This window comes from Pseudomonas trutticola BRTCR10, from assembly GCF_056155105.1.
Window position 1 is genome coordinate 4,649,021 of the sequence record NZ_CM149552.1, and the last position, 13,268, is coordinate 4,662,288.

12 protein-coding genes are annotated in these 13,268 nt (G+C 61.3%); 2 read left to right on the forward strand and 10 right to left on the reverse strand.

What is annotated here, in order from left to right; translation table 11 throughout:
* The 3 genes from ACVVH8_RS21100 to ACVVH8_RS21110 form a co-directional block, all read right to left on the reverse strand.
* Positions 1 to 795: an acyl-CoA thioesterase gene (locus ACVVH8_RS21100; protein ID WP_475226173.1), complete on the reverse strand. Its 795-nt coding sequence runs from the start codon at positions 793 to 795 to the stop codon at positions 1 to 3.
* Between the two features lie 240 nt (positions 796 to 1,035).
* Positions 1,036 to 1,800, reverse strand: coding sequence for a CHAD domain-containing protein (locus tag ACVVH8_RS21105; protein ID WP_315445852.1), 765 nt, complete (start codon positions 1,798 to 1,800; stop codon positions 1,036 to 1,038).
* Between the two features lie 79 nt (positions 1,801 to 1,879).
* Positions 1,880 to 2,158 (reverse strand): hypothetical protein, encoded by a 279-nt coding sequence (locus ACVVH8_RS21110; RefSeq protein WP_064120270.1) that lies wholly within the window; start codon positions 2,156 to 2,158, stop codon positions 1,880 to 1,882.
* Between the two features lie 216 nt (positions 2,159 to 2,374).
* Here ACVVH8_RS21110 and ACVVH8_RS21115 point away from each other — a divergent pair, with 216 nt between their 5' ends.
* Positions 2,375 to 3,421, forward strand: coding sequence for a patatin-like phospholipase family protein (locus ACVVH8_RS21115; RefSeq protein ID WP_475226176.1), 1,047 nt, complete (start codon positions 2,375 to 2,377; stop codon positions 3,419 to 3,421).
* Between the two features lie 142 nt (positions 3,422 to 3,563).
* Here ACVVH8_RS21115 and ACVVH8_RS21120 read toward each other — a convergent pair whose 3' ends face one another.
* From ACVVH8_RS21120 to ACVVH8_RS21130, 3 genes are all read right to left on the reverse strand, one after another.
* Positions 3,564 to 4,262 (reverse strand): response regulator, encoded by a 699-nt coding sequence (locus ACVVH8_RS21120; RefSeq protein WP_401301621.1) that lies wholly within the window; start codon positions 4,260 to 4,262, stop codon positions 3,564 to 3,566.
* 93 nt (positions 4,263 to 4,355) lie between these two features.
* A complete protein-coding gene (locus ACVVH8_RS21125; RefSeq protein ID WP_315445852.1) occupies positions 4,356 to 5,120 on the reverse strand; it encodes a CHAD domain-containing protein in 765 nt (254 codons plus the stop codon).
* A gap of 79 nt (positions 5,121 to 5,199) precedes the next feature.
* Positions 5,200 to 5,478, reverse strand: coding sequence for a hypothetical protein (locus ACVVH8_RS21130; protein WP_064120270.1), 279 nt, complete (start codon positions 5,476 to 5,478; stop codon positions 5,200 to 5,202).
* Positions 5,479 to 5,694: 216 nt separating this feature from the next.
* On the opposite strand from ACVVH8_RS21130, the gene ACVVH8_RS21135 reads away from it, so the two are divergent.
* On the forward strand, positions 5,695 to 6,741 hold the full coding sequence (locus tag ACVVH8_RS21135) for a patatin-like phospholipase family protein (RefSeq protein ID WP_475226176.1): 1,047 nt from the start codon (positions 5,695 to 5,697) through the stop codon (positions 6,739 to 6,741).
* A 142-nt stretch (positions 6,742 to 6,883) separates the two neighbouring features.
* Here the strand turns inward: ACVVH8_RS21135 and ACVVH8_RS21140 are convergent, their stop codons facing one another.
* The 4 genes from ACVVH8_RS21140 to kdpB all read right to left on the reverse strand — a co-directional run bounded on the left by ACVVH8_RS21140 (position 6,884) and on the right by kdpB (position 13,268).
* Positions 6,884 to 7,582 (reverse strand): response regulator, encoded by a 699-nt coding sequence (locus tag ACVVH8_RS21140; RefSeq protein ID WP_401301621.1) that lies wholly within the window; start codon positions 7,580 to 7,582, stop codon positions 6,884 to 6,886.
* A 48-nt stretch (positions 7,583 to 7,630) separates the two neighbouring features.
* Positions 7,631 to 10,282: a DUF4118 domain-containing protein gene (locus tag ACVVH8_RS21145; RefSeq protein WP_475226179.1), complete on the reverse strand. Its 2,652-nt coding sequence runs from the start codon at positions 10,280 to 10,282 to the stop codon at positions 7,631 to 7,633.
* A gap of 137 nt (positions 10,283 to 10,419) precedes the next feature.
* On the reverse strand, positions 10,420 to 10,965 hold the full coding sequence (gene kdpC / locus ACVVH8_RS21150) for a potassium-transporting ATPase subunit KdpC (protein WP_103305699.1): 546 nt from the start codon (positions 10,963 to 10,965) through the stop codon (positions 10,420 to 10,422).
* A gap of 245 nt (positions 10,966 to 11,210) precedes the next feature.
* Positions 11,211 to 13,268: a potassium-transporting ATPase subunit KdpB gene (gene kdpB / locus ACVVH8_RS21155; protein ID WP_475226181.1), complete on the reverse strand. Its 2,058-nt coding sequence runs from the start codon at positions 13,266 to 13,268 to the stop codon at positions 11,211 to 11,213.

The following is a 13,268-nucleotide window of genomic DNA, read 5'->3' on the forward strand; positions in this document are numbered from 1 at the left end:
TCAGGCGAAGATCGCGACGGTCTGGCGGCTCATCGCAATCAACTGACCTTGCGCGCTCCACAACTTGGCGGCGACGTGGCCGTAACCGTCGGCGGCGTATTCGATGTCGGCGAGGTATTTGCACCAGTCCAGCGTGCTCAGATCATGTAACGGCTGAACAAACTCAATGGTCCAGGTCAACGTGCTACCCGGTGCCGGCTTCTTCAGGTACGGCAGCAACGCCGGTGGCCACGCATCGACCAGCGCCAGCAGATGCGCCTCACTGACCGGCTCTTCCCTCACATCCCCGCGCAACCGCACCCAGCCGCCCATCAGCCGTGATGGAGTACCGGTGAACGGCATGCCGCCTACAGTCCAGCGCATTGCCAGATGGCGCATGAACTCAGGCGTTACGCCTTTGATGTAGGGCAACTCCGGACATTCGTCCCAGTGTTTCATTTCTGCTGCCGGATAGGCTTCAACCGTCACTTCCGAAGGCCGCGATGCACCGAAGCTGCCTTGCACTATCGTCACCACCTGACCGTTCTGCATGGCGCGCCCCAGCACTTGGCTGACCGCTTTGCCTTCACGCAGCACATCCACCTCGAAGCTCACCGGGACTTCAGGTTCGACCGGGCCGACAAAGGTGATCGCCAGCGAACGCACCGGGCGATCTGCCGGCACCCTGGCGCGCATGGCTTCGTATTGCAGCGCAGCCACCAGACCACCAAAACTGGCGCGACCCTGACCCCATTCGGCGGGAATGGTCAGTTGCGGATTGCGGCGGACCGCCTCGAGCAGATCACAAAAGCGCATGGCAACCTCGGAAAGCGAAAAGTGAATGCGGGGATCTTAACCAGCCAAAGAAAGCGCCGCATCGTCTATTCCGGTCAAATGCGCTGACAGAAAGGCCTTAAACCCATATCAGCCACACTGAAATCCCTTGTAGGAGTGAGCCTGCTCGCGATAGCGGTCTGACAGCCAACACAGTTGTTGAATGTCAGACCGCTATCGCGAGCAGGCTCACTCCTACAGGGGTTTTGGGTTGATTCAGGATTATTTGAAGCAAGTCGAACTGAGTTTTTCGAGGACGCGATCGGCTTTGCTTTCGGCCTTGATCATGGTCGCTTGCCACGTCGCGACGCAGGGCTGCAAGTCCGCTTCCTGCTCGGCTTTCGCCAGCCACTGCCAGCAATCGTGCCAGTCACCGAGCGCGCCTTGGGCTGACTTCAAACGCTCCAGCGCCGGTTGCGGCAAGCGATCCAGTTCGGGATAGGCTTCGATGCCATAGCGCACGCGCTTGATCAGCAGACGCAGACGATGGCGGTCATGGGCCGGATCGTGCAGCGCCTCGTCGAGTTTCTGCCATTGTTTGCCGAGGCGTTTTTCGATGCGTTTATCCAGCCCCTTGAGCAAGCCTTGACGCTGGGATGCGCGCAGAAAACGCGGGAACGCATCGAGCATCATCAACAGCGAAGCCACCTCCTGACTCGCCGCCAGTGCCGGATAGGCCTCGGCCATTTGCACCAGACGCCGTTGCGCGGCTTCAGGCTGATCGTGTTGAAGCAGATACGCCGCGAGCACTTCGCGATCACGCCACGGCGTGGTCAACTGGCCGACCGCCGATGCCGCGCCCTCCAACTGCTCGACACCCGGCAAACCACGCAACGGCCGCAACAGGCTGCGCAAGCGCCGTACCGTAGTGCGCAGATCGTGCAGCGCTTCGGGGTCGGTACGTGCAGTCAATCGCGCCTGACAGGCCAGCAGCCGCACTTCCAGGCTCAGGACATGGGCCACCAGACGATCAACCAATGCAGACATCACTTGCTCCTGATTCAAATGGCTTTGCGGATGAGTCTGCCGTTGTGTCGCAGCCGCATCCTTGCGCTACGTCAGCAGCTTAGCGTCCGGCGCGGGATTCGCGAATGTAGAAACGCGCCTTCTCGGCCTTGTTGCTGCACCCTTCGAAACCCTCGAATTGCTGTTGGGTCTTGGCGGCCGTCAGCAACGACAGGGCCTTGGAGTAGCTGACCGTACCGGCGAAACCTTCGGCCTTGGCCAGATCCAGTTCATGCCACGCCGCATCGAGCTGGCTGCCACAGCTGTCGCGGTAAGCGGTTTTACCGGCGCAACCGGCCAATGCCAGAGCCATCAACGGCACACAGATCCAGGCTTTCATCACTTACACCTCAAAATAGGTCAACAGTCGTGCGGGTAAGACGGTCAGGCGGCGAAAAAGTGCCTTGCCGGCGCTTGAATCCGCGCAACTGAGAAGGATAGCGCTGAAGGGTCATGCAGTATCGAAAAAACGACGTCAGCGGCGCACTCAACGACTTCGGCGATTGAGCCAGCCCGGCGATGGGTGCATTGTGGAACCTTGTCGGGAGGAAGCTGGATGAAAAAACGAGTCGCACTGGTGCTGGGCTCCGGTGGCGCCCGGGGTTATGCCCATATCGGAGTCATTGAAGAGATCGAGAAACGCGGTTACGAAATTGCCTGCATTGCCGGGTGTTCGATGGGCGCGGTTGTCGGCGGGATCTACGCCGCCGGCAAACTCGACGTTTACAAAAACTGGATCGAAAGTCTCGATTATCTGGATGTGCTGCGCCTGGTCGACGTGAGCTTCCGCCTCGGCGCGATTCGTGGCGAAAAGGTCTTCGGCCAGATCCGCAAGATCGTTGGCGAGATCAACATTGAGGACTTGCGCATTCCCTATACAGCCGTCGCCGCGGATCTCACCAATCAGCAAGAAATCTGGTTTCAGGAAGGCTGCCTGCATCAGGCGATGCGTGCCTCGGCGGCGATTCCCAGTCTGTTTACTCCGGTCATGCAGGGCAATCGGATGTTGGTCGACGGCGGCATCCTCAACCCGCTGCCAATCGTGCCGGTGGTGTCGAGTCACTGCGATCTGATTATCGCGGTCAATCTCAACTCGACCAACCAGCGCCATTACAAATTGCCGGTGATCCAGCGTCCTGCGGCATTTCGCAGCCGGTTCGACAGCCTGATCAGTTCGCTGGGTTCGAAGATGCCGTTCCGCCGGACACAAGCTGAACAGTTACTGCGACTGGAACAGGAAGCCTTGCGCGCCGAGGCCGCCGACATCAACCCGTGGCTCGAAGGCGCCGAACCCGAAGCCCAGCAACCCGCCGCCGCGCCCGAACGCGAAGGCGCGCCGAAATCCGCCACCGGATCATTCATCATCGATAACGTCGGCCCGGCCTCGCTGCTGGATTTGATCCACCAGAGTTTCGAGGTGATGCAGACCTCGCTGGCGCAGTACAAGATTGCCGGATACCCGCCAGATATCCTGATCAATGTGCCGAAGCGGGTTTGCCGGTTTTTCGAGTTCTACAAGGCGCCGGAGTTGATCGCGTTGGGACGCGAGATTGCGCGGGATACGCTGGATCGGTATGACAGCGAACAGAGCAGAGAGCCCTGAAGTTTTCCGCTGACTTCAGCGGCCCCATCGCTGGCAAGCCAGCTCCCACAGGTTTCACGAGTGTGGCTCAAATCTGTGCATCACATCGACAACTGTGGGAGCTGGCTTGCCAGCGATGAGGCCGGAAAAGACAACACAACATTCAAAGATTGTTGTCACTGATCAGTCGATACCCGACCCCCGCCTCCGTCACGATAAACCGCGGCTGCGTTGGATCATCCGCCAGTTTCTGGCGTAAATGCCCCACCACAATCCGCAGATAGTGACTGTCCTCGGTATGCGTCGGCCCCCAGATATCCTTGAGCAATTGCTGCTGCGTGATCACCCGCCCAGGATGCCGCGCCAGTTGCGCCAGCACCGCATATTCCTTGCGGGTCAGCGCCACTTCGGCGCCGTCCAGCAATACGCGCCGATACGCCAGATCCACCGTCAGCGGGCCGAAATTCAGCGCTGCCTGCTGCGCCTCGCCCGCCGGTGCCTGGCGCAACAAGGCGCGCACCCGGGCAAGAAACTCCTGAATGCCGAACGGCTTGGTCACGTAATCATTGGCGCCACCATCCAGCGCCTGGACTTTCTGCCCTTCGCTGGCGCGCACCGACAGCACCAGCACCGGCGCCGTGGCCCACTCGCGGAACTCGCGCAGCACCTGCTGACCGTCCATGTCCGGCAGGCCCAGGTCAAGCACCAGCAAGTCCGGTTTGTTCAGCGCCGCTTGCGCCAAACCCTCGGCACCGGTACCGGCCTCGAGCACTTTGTAGCCTTGTGAAGCGAGGCTGATGCGCAAGAACTTGCGGATCTGCGGTTCGTCGTCGATTACCAAAATGGTCGCAGTCTGGCTCATNCGATAGCGGTCTGACATTCAACAACTGTGTTGGCTGTCAGACCGCTATCGCGAGCAGGCTCACTCCTACAGGGGTTTTGGGTTGATTCAGGATTATTTGAAGCAAGTCGAACTGAGTTTTTCGAGGACGCGATCGGCTTTGCTTTCGGCCTTGATCATGGTCGCTTGCCACGTCGCGACGCAGGGCTGCAAGTCCGCTTCCTGCTCGGCTTTCGCCAGCCACTGCCAGCAATCGTGCCAGTCACCGAGCGCGCCTTGGGCTGACTTCAAACGCTCCAGCGCCGGTTGCGGCAAGCGATCCAGTTCGGGATAGGCTTCGATGCCATAGCGCACGCGCTTGATCAGCAGACGCAGACGATGGCGGTCATGGGCCGGATCGTGCAGCGCCTCGTCGAGTTTCTGCCATTGTTTGCCGAGGCGTTTTTCGATGCGTTTATCCAGCCCCTTGAGCAAGCCTTGACGCTGGGATGCGCGCAGAAAACGCGGGAACGCATCGAGCATCATCAACAGCGAAGCCACCTCCTGACTCGCCGCCAGTGCCGGATAGGCCTCGGCCATTTGCACCAGACGCCGTTGCGCGGCTTCAGGCTGATCGTGTTGAAGCAGATACGCCGCGAGCACTTCGCGATCACGCCACGGCGTGGTCAACTGGCCGACCGCCGATGCCGCGCCCTCCAACTGCTCGACACCCGGCAAACCACGCAACGGCCGCAACAGGCTGCGCAAGCGCCGTACCGTAGTGCGCAGATCGTGCAGCGCTTCGGGGTCGGTACGTGCAGTCAATCGCGCCTGACAGGCCAGCAGCCGCACTTCCAGGCTCAGGACATGGGCCACCAGACGATCAACCAATGCAGACATCACTTGCTCCTGATTCAAATGGCTTTGCGGATGAGTCTGCCGTTGTGTCGCAGCCGCATCCTTGCGCTACGTCAGCAGCTTAGCGTCCGGCGCGGGATTCGCGAATGTAGAAACGCGCCTTCTCGGCCTTGTTGCTGCACCCTTCGAAACCCTCGAATTGCTGTTGGGTCTTGGCGGCCGTCAGCAACGACAGGGCCTTGGAGTAGCTGACCGTACCGGCGAAACCTTCGGCCTTGGCCAGATCCAGTTCATGCCACGCCGCATCGAGCTGGCTGCCACAGCTGTCGCGGTAAGCGGTTTTACCGGCGCAACCGGCCAATGCCAGAGCCATCAACGGCACACAGATCCAGGCTTTCATCACTTACACCTCAAAATAGGTCAACAGTCGTGCGGGTAAGACGGTCAGGCGGCGAAAAAGTGCCTTGCCGGCGCTTGAATCCGCGCAACTGAGAAGGATAGCGCTGAAGGGTCATGCAGTATCGAAAAAACGACGTCAGCGGCGCACTCAACGACTTCGGCGATTGAGCCAGCCCGGCGATGGGTGCATTGTGGAACCTTGTCGGGAGGAAGCTGGATGAAAAAACGAGTCGCACTGGTGCTGGGCTCCGGTGGCGCCCGGGGTTATGCCCATATCGGAGTCATTGAAGAGATCGAGAAACGCGGTTACGAAATTGCCTGCATTGCCGGGTGTTCGATGGGCGCGGTTGTCGGCGGGATCTACGCCGCCGGCAAACTCGACGTTTACAAAAACTGGATCGAAAGTCTCGATTATCTGGATGTGCTGCGCCTGGTCGACGTGAGCTTCCGCCTCGGCGCGATTCGTGGCGAAAAGGTCTTCGGCCAGATCCGCAAGATCGTTGGCGAGATCAACATTGAGGACTTGCGCATTCCCTATACAGCCGTCGCCGCGGATCTCACCAATCAGCAAGAAATCTGGTTTCAGGAAGGCTGCCTGCATCAGGCGATGCGTGCCTCGGCGGCGATTCCCAGTCTGTTTACTCCGGTCATGCAGGGCAATCGGATGTTGGTCGACGGCGGCATCCTCAACCCGCTGCCAATCGTGCCGGTGGTGTCGAGTCACTGCGATCTGATTATCGCGGTCAATCTCAACTCGACCAACCAGCGCCATTACAAATTGCCGGTGATCCAGCGTCCTGCGGCATTTCGCAGCCGGTTCGACAGCCTGATCAGTTCGCTGGGTTCGAAGATGCCGTTCCGCCGGACACAAGCTGAACAGTTACTGCGACTGGAACAGGAAGCCTTGCGCGCCGAGGCCGCCGACATCAACCCGTGGCTCGAAGGCGCCGAACCCGAAGCCCAGCAACCCGCCGCCGCGCCCGAACGCGAAGGCGCGCCGAAATCCGCCACCGGATCATTCATCATCGATAACGTCGGCCCGGCCTCGCTGCTGGATTTGATCCACCAGAGTTTCGAGGTGATGCAGACCTCGCTGGCGCAGTACAAGATTGCCGGATACCCGCCAGATATCCTGATCAATGTGCCGAAGCGGGTTTGCCGGTTTTTCGAGTTCTACAAGGCGCCGGAGTTGATCGCGTTGGGACGCGAGATTGCGCGGGATACGCTGGATCGGTATGACAGCGAACAGAGCAGAGAGCCCTGAAGTTTTCCGCTGACTTCAGCGGCCCCATCGCTGGCAAGCCAGCTCCCACAGGTTTCACGAGTGTGGCTCAAATCTGTGCATCACATCGACAACTGTGGGAGCTGGCTTGCCAGCGATGAGGCCGGAAAAGACAACACAACATTCAAAGATTGTTGTCACTGATCAGTCGATACCCGACCCCCGCCTCCGTCACGATAAACCGCGGCTGCGTTGGATCATCCGCCAGTTTCTGGCGTAAATGCCCCACCACAATCCGCAGATAGTGACTGTCCTCGGTATGCGTCGGCCCCCAGATATCCTTGAGCAATTGCTGCTGCGTGATCACCCGCCCAGGATGCCGCGCCAGTTGCGCCAGCACCGCATATTCCTTGCGGGTCAGCGCCACTTCGGCGCCGTCCAGCAATACGCGCCGATACGCCAGATCCACCGTCAGCGGGCCGAAATTCAGCGCTGCCTGCTGCGCCTCGCCCGCCGGTGCCTGGCGCAACAAGGCGCGCACCCGGGCAAGAAACTCCTGAATGCCGAACGGCTTGGTCACGTAATCATTGGCGCCACCATCCAGCGCCTGGACTTTCTGCCCTTCGCTGGCGCGCACCGACAGCACCAGCACCGGCGCCGTGGCCCACTCGCGGAACTCGCGCAGCACCTGCTGACCGTCCATGTCCGGCAGGCCCAGGTCAAGCACCAGCAAGTCCGGTTTGTTCAGCGCCGCTTGCGCCAAACCCTCGGCACCGGTACCGGCCTCGAGCACTTTGTAGCCTTGTGAAGCGAGGCTGATGCGCAAGAACTTGCGGATCTGCGGTTCGTCGTCGATTACCAAAATGGTCGCAGTCTGGCTCATGAATTCACATCAACAGAAAAGATTGGCAAGAGAGTAGCGCACACGGATTCAGGCTTCATCGTCCATCCCCGGTTGCGCCTGCAACGGCAGGTGCAGGGTGATGCAGGTGCCGCGCCCGTCGATGCCGTCGGCAACGCTGATCCGTCCGCCATGCGCACCGACCATGCCCTGACAGATCGCCAGGCCCAGCCCCGTGCCCTGGCCGCCGCGATCCCCGCGTGCAGCGGTGTAGAACATGTCGAAAATCTTCGCTCGCTCGTCCTCGGGAATCCCCGGTCCTTCGTCACTGACCGAGAAGAAAATCTCTTGATCATTCGCTCCCGCGTTCAATTGCAAACGACCGTGAGGGGGCGAGAAGCGCGCAGCGTTTTCCAGCACATTGACCAACGCCTGCTCGATCAGCGCCGCATGCACGAACAACAATGGCAACTCGGCCGGCACATCGGTGCTGACCTGCAACGGTGCGAGCACCGCGCGCAGGCGATTGAGTGAACTGCCGACGATGTCGGCCGGCGACACCCAATCCCGCGCCAACTTCAGCGCGCCATGGCCGAGCCGGGTCATGTCGAGCAGATTCTGGATATAACGATCAAGACGTTCGGCCTCATCGCGTGTGCCTTCGAGCAGCTCACGACGATCCTCCAGCGGGATCGCTTCGCCGAGGGCCAACAGACTGTCAATGCTGCCGCGCATGGAGGTCAGCGGTGTGCGCAAATCGTGGGATACCGAGGCGAGCAAGGCGCTGCGCAGTTGCTCGGTTTCGCCGTGCAGGCGCGCCGCTTCCAGATCGTCCGCCAGTTGCGCGCGGGCCAGTGCTTGCGCCAATGGCTGACTGAGCGCGGTGAGCAAACGACGACGCTGGCCACTCAGAGTCTGGCCCTCTTTGGCGCAAACACCGAGCAAGGCCAACGGCCCGTCTTCGACCGACAGCGGCCACCACCACCAGCGACCGAACGGCAACGTGCCCGTGCCCATGCCGGCCGGTTGATCGTGCTGCCAGGCCCAGTCGGCGGCGGCGCGTTCGGACTCGGTGAATTCCAGTGGCCCGCCGGTCTCGACTTTCCAGCCACCCTGGCCGTCGCGATTGAGCAGACACAACTGCAGATCGCTCCAGCCATTGAGGTGCTGCGCGGCGGCGCTGACTACCGCTTGCCGATCAGTAGCAGCGGTGAGTTTGCGCGACAGATCGAGCAGCTCGCTGGTTTCTTCCTGGGTGTCGCGCAACGCCTGCAATTGCCGACGCTGACGTGCCGCGAGATTGCCGGTGAGCGCCGCCATCAACAGGAAGAACAGCAAGGTCAGCACGTCTTCTTCGCGCTGGATGCTGAAGGAAAAATTCGGTGGGATGAACAGAAAGTCGTAGGTCAGAAACGACAACGCCGCGCAGGCCAGCGCCGGGCCAAGACTGCTGCGCACCGCCACCAGCAACACTGCCGCGAGGAACACCAGCGAGATATTCGGCAGCGGCAACACACTCGACACCGCCCACGCCAGGGCACTGGCCAACACCGTGGCGACCAGCGCGAGCGCGTAGTCGAACCACACCAGTGTCGGCGCTGATCGGGGGCGCGGTTGATGCTGCTCCTGATCGCTGTCGAGGACGTTGATTTCCAGACCATGAGCCTGACGCAACAAGCGTGCAGCCAAGCCGCCACCGAACAAGCGACGACGCAGACGCGGTCGCGATTGGCCGACCAGCACCAGACTCGCCCGGCGTTCAGCGGCATGCTGGATCAGGGTTTTCGCCACTTCGCCGGCACGCAGCAACACCACTTCGCCGCCGAGGCGTTCGGCGAGTTGCTGGGCACTTTGCAGACGCAGACGCGATTGCTCATCGCGCACCGTGCCGTTGTCGACGTGCACCAGACTCCACGGCAAATGCCGACGCTGCGCCACCCGACTGGCGTGACGCACAAGGCGTTCGGCCTGCGCATCGCCATCGACACCGACCAGCAAACGTCCGCGCACCGCCGGCGCGGCCTGACCGAGTTGCCGATAGCCCTGAGCGAGATCGTTATCGACCTGTGCGGCAGCGGTTTGCATCGCCAGCTCGCGCAGTGCGGTGAGATTGGTCTGGGTGAAAAATGCATCGATCGCAGCGCGGGCCTGCTCCGGCACGTAGACCTTGCCTTCGCGCAGTCGCTCAAGCAATTCGCGCGGTGGCAAGTCGATCAGCAGCAGTTCGTAGGCTTCCTGCAGCACCCAGTCGGGCAGGGTTTCGCGCACTTGCACACCGGTGATGCCGCGCACCTGATCGTTGAGGCTTTCGAGGTGCTGGACGTTGACCGTGGTGAACACGTCGATGCCGGCGGCGAGCAGTTCCTGAATGTCTTGCCAGCGTTTGGTGTGGCGACTGCCGGGAGCGTTGCTGTGTGCCAGCTCATCGACCAGCACCAGTTTCGGTTTGGCGGCGAGGATGCCGTCGAGGTCCATTTCTTCCAGCATCACACCACGGTATTCCGAGCGCACCAATGGCTGCTGCGGCAGGCCGCCGAGCAGCGCTTCGGTTTCGGCGCGGCCATGGGTCTCGACGACCCCGGCGATGACTTTTACGCCCTGGCGCAGTTGGGTGTGGGCAGCCTGGAGCATCGCATAGGTCTTGCCGACGCCGGGAGCGGCGCCGAGAAAAACCTTGAGTCGGCCACGGCCGTCGCGGGGCAGGTCAGCTAACAGTGCGTCGGCGCGGCCGGAGTCGCTCATGCTTGATCTCTTCAGTCAGATGTTGATCGTTCCCACGCTCTGCGTGGGAATGCAGCCGGGACGCTCTGCGTCCCACTAATGCAGACGCGGAGCGTCCATTGATGCATTCCCACGCAGAGCGTGGGAACGATCATCTTCTACAGTTTTTCCAGTGCCATGTTCAGCTCAAGCACATTCACCACCGGCGGCCCTACCAACGGCTGTTCGATGTGCGCATCGAGCAGTTGCTGCAAGGTCGACACCGGCAGATTGCGCGCTTGCGCGACACGCGCCAGTTGATAGGCAATTGCCGCTGGAGGCAAGTGCGGATCGAGGCCGCTGCCGGAAGTGGTCAGCAGCGCCAATGGCACTGGACCTTGCCCGGGAACCTGCAATTTGTTGGCGTCGTCGATCACCCGTGTGGCCAGTGCCGGATTGCTCGGCGCCAGGTTGCTCGCGCTGCTGGAAACCGTCGCAAACGCACCGGCCGATGGCCGTGGGTGGAACCAGGCATCGCCGACAAAATCCTGGGCGATCAGAGACGAGCCGCGAACCTTGCCATCGGCGTCGTGAACCAGACTGCCGTTGGCCTGTGCGGGGAACGCGACTTGCGCGACGCCAGTCACCACCAGTGGATAGGCAACGCCGGTGACCAGGGTCATCAGCACCAGCAGGCTCAGGGCCGGACGTATCATTGTGGACATTTCAGAATCCTCGAATTCGTTGGGCAAACTTTGGTGGAGTGTCAGGGAATTCTTTTCCCCCTCACCCCAGCCCTCTCCCCCAAGGGGGCGAGGGGGAAAGGGAGCCGAACATCGCATTGTTCAAAACCTCAGTTCGACTCGATCTCTCAGGTCGGTGCAGCCCCAAAAAACACCTCGGTCAGTCCCCTCTCCCTCCGGGCGGTCCGACGTTTCGGGAGGGTCAGGGTGAGGGGCTCTTTGCAGCCTCACACCAGATGCAACGCCGTCAGCAGCATGTCGATCGCCTTGATCCCCACGAACGGCACCACAATCCCGCCCAATCCATAGATCAGCAGATTGCGTCGCAACAACGCCGCCGCACTCGCCGCCTGCACTCGCACGCCACGCAATGCCAACGGAATCAGCACGACAATGATCAGCGCGTTAAAGACGATGGCCGACAGAATCGCGCTCTGCGGGCTGGTCAAGTGCATGATGTTCAGCACGCCCAGTTGCGGATAGATCGAGGCAAACAGCGCCGGCAGAATCGCGAAGTATTTGGCCACGTCGTTGGCAATGGAAAAGGTCGTCAACGCACCGCGTGTCACCAGCAATTCCTTGCCGATCTGCACCACGTCCAACAGCTTGGTCGGGTCGCTGTCGAGGTCGACCATGTTGGCCGCCTCGCGTGCCGCTTGCGTACCGTCGTTCATCGCCATGCCGACGTCAGCCTGAGCCAGCGCCGGAGCATCGTTGGCGCCGTCGCCGCACATCGCGACCAGGCGACCGTCGTTCTGCTCATGACGAATACGCGCAAGTTTTTTCTCCGGGGTCGCTTCGGCAAGGACGTCATCGACGCCTGCCTCGGCAGCAATCGCGGCAGCGGTCAGCGGGTTGTCGCCGGTGACCATCACCGTGCGAATCCCCAGTTTGCGCAGTTCGGCAAAACGCTCGCGGATACCTGGCTTGACCACGTCCTTGAGATGGATCGCGCCGAGCAATTTACCGTCGGCACACACCAGCAACGGCGTGCCACCGCTCTGCGCGATCTTGTCGATTTCCCGCGACAGCGCCGGGGCCAGATCGGCGCGTTTCTGGCCGAGGAAATTCAACAGCGAATCCACCGCGCCCTTGCGATACACGCGGCCCTGATAGTCGACACCGGACAAGCGGGTTTCGGCGCTGAACGGCACAGCGGTCAAAGTGTCCAGCGACGGCTCAGGTTGCGGATGCAGACCGCGCAGGTACTCGACGATGGATTTACCTTCGGCGGTGTCATCTGCCAGCGAGGCAAACAACGCCCCCTCGGCCAGATCACGACCACTGACACCCGGCGCGGCGTACACCGCGCTGCAACGACGGTTGCCGAAAGTAATGGTGCCGGTCTTGTCCAACAACAACACATGCACATCACCCGCCGCTTCCACCGCACGTCCGGATTTGGCGATCACGTTCAGGCGCACCAGACGATCCATCCCGGCGATACCAATGGCCGACAGCAAGCCACCGATGGTGGTCGGAATCAACGTGACCAGCAGCGCCACCAGGAACACCAGCGGCAAGCTGCCATTGGCGAAGTGGGCGAACGGTTGCAGGGTCACGACCACCAGCAGGAAGATCAGGGTCAGGCCGATCAGCAGGATATCCAGCGCCACTTCGTTCGGGGTTTTCTGGCGTTTGGCGCCTTCGACCAGCGCGATCATGCGGTCGAGGGTCGACTCACCGGGGTTGGCGGTGATCTTCACCAGCAGCCAGTCGGAGACTAGTCGGGTGTTGCCGGTGACCGCCGAGCGATCGCCGCCGGACTCACGAATCACTGGAGCGGATTCACCAGTGATTGCCGCTTCGTTGACCGCCGCAATACCCTCGATGACTTCGCCGTCACCGGGGATCATTTCCCCCGCTTCGACGCGCACGATATCGCCTTTACGCAAGCTGGCTGCGGGCACAACCTGGAAGCTGCCATTGGCCTGTTTGCGTCGAGCGCTGAGGCCTTCGCTGCCGGCCTTGAGGCTGTCGGCGCGGGCCTTGCCGCGACCTTCGGCCAAGGCTTCGGCGAAGTTGGCGAACAGCACCGTGAACCACAGCCACAGGGCGATTTGTGCGGCGACGAACGTCGGTACGACATTGTCCGGAATGAAGCACAACACGGTGGTGAAGATCGCGGTCAGTTCAACCACCAGCATCACTGGCGAGCGCACCAGTTGCCGAGGGTCGAGCTTGACGAAGGCTTGCACCAGCGCCGGTCGCCACAGGGCCGAGATCGCGGTTTTCGCTTGTTCCGGTGCCTTGGCGGCAACGGGTTTGATTGCGGGCATATTCAT

Bases quoted from the DNA above. Each gene is read 5' to 3' on its own strand.
- ACVVH8_RS21100 (WP_475226173.1), bottom strand. From the start codon at position 795: ATGCGCTTTTGTGATCTGCTCGAGGCGGTCCGCCGCAATCCGCAACTG.
- ACVVH8_RS21105 (WP_315445852.1), bottom strand. From the start codon at position 1,800: ATGTCTGCATTGGTTGATCGTCTGGTGGCCCATGTCCTGAGCCTGGAA.
- ACVVH8_RS21110 (WP_064120270.1), bottom strand. From the start codon at position 2,158: ATGAAAGCCTGGATCTGTGTGCCGTTGATGGCTCTGGCATTGGCCGGT.
- ACVVH8_RS21115 (WP_475226176.1), top strand. From the start codon at position 2,375: ATGAAAAAACGAGTCGCACTGGTGCTGGGCTCCGGTGGCGCCCGGGGT.
- ACVVH8_RS21120 (WP_401301621.1), bottom strand. From the start codon at position 4,262: ATGAGCCAGACTGCGACCATTTTGGTAATCGACGACGAACCGCAGATC.
- ACVVH8_RS21125 (WP_315445852.1), bottom strand. From the start codon at position 5,120: ATGTCTGCATTGGTTGATCGTCTGGTGGCCCATGTCCTGAGCCTGGAA.
- ACVVH8_RS21130 (WP_064120270.1), bottom strand. From the start codon at position 5,478: ATGAAAGCCTGGATCTGTGTGCCGTTGATGGCTCTGGCATTGGCCGGT.
- ACVVH8_RS21135 (WP_475226176.1), top strand. From the start codon at position 5,695: ATGAAAAAACGAGTCGCACTGGTGCTGGGCTCCGGTGGCGCCCGGGGT.
- ACVVH8_RS21140 (WP_401301621.1), bottom strand. From the start codon at position 7,582: ATGAGCCAGACTGCGACCATTTTGGTAATCGACGACGAACCGCAGATC.
- ACVVH8_RS21145 (WP_475226179.1), bottom strand. From the start codon at position 10,282: ATGAGCGACTCCGGCCGCGCCGACGCACTGTTAGCTGACCTGCCCCGC.
- kdpC (WP_103305699.1), bottom strand. From the start codon at position 10,965: ATGTCCACAATGATACGTCCGGCCCTGAGCCTGCTGGTGCTGATGACC.
- kdpB (WP_475226181.1), bottom strand. From the start codon at position 13,268: ATGAATATGCCCGCAATCAAACCCGTTGCCGCCAAGGCACCGGAACAA.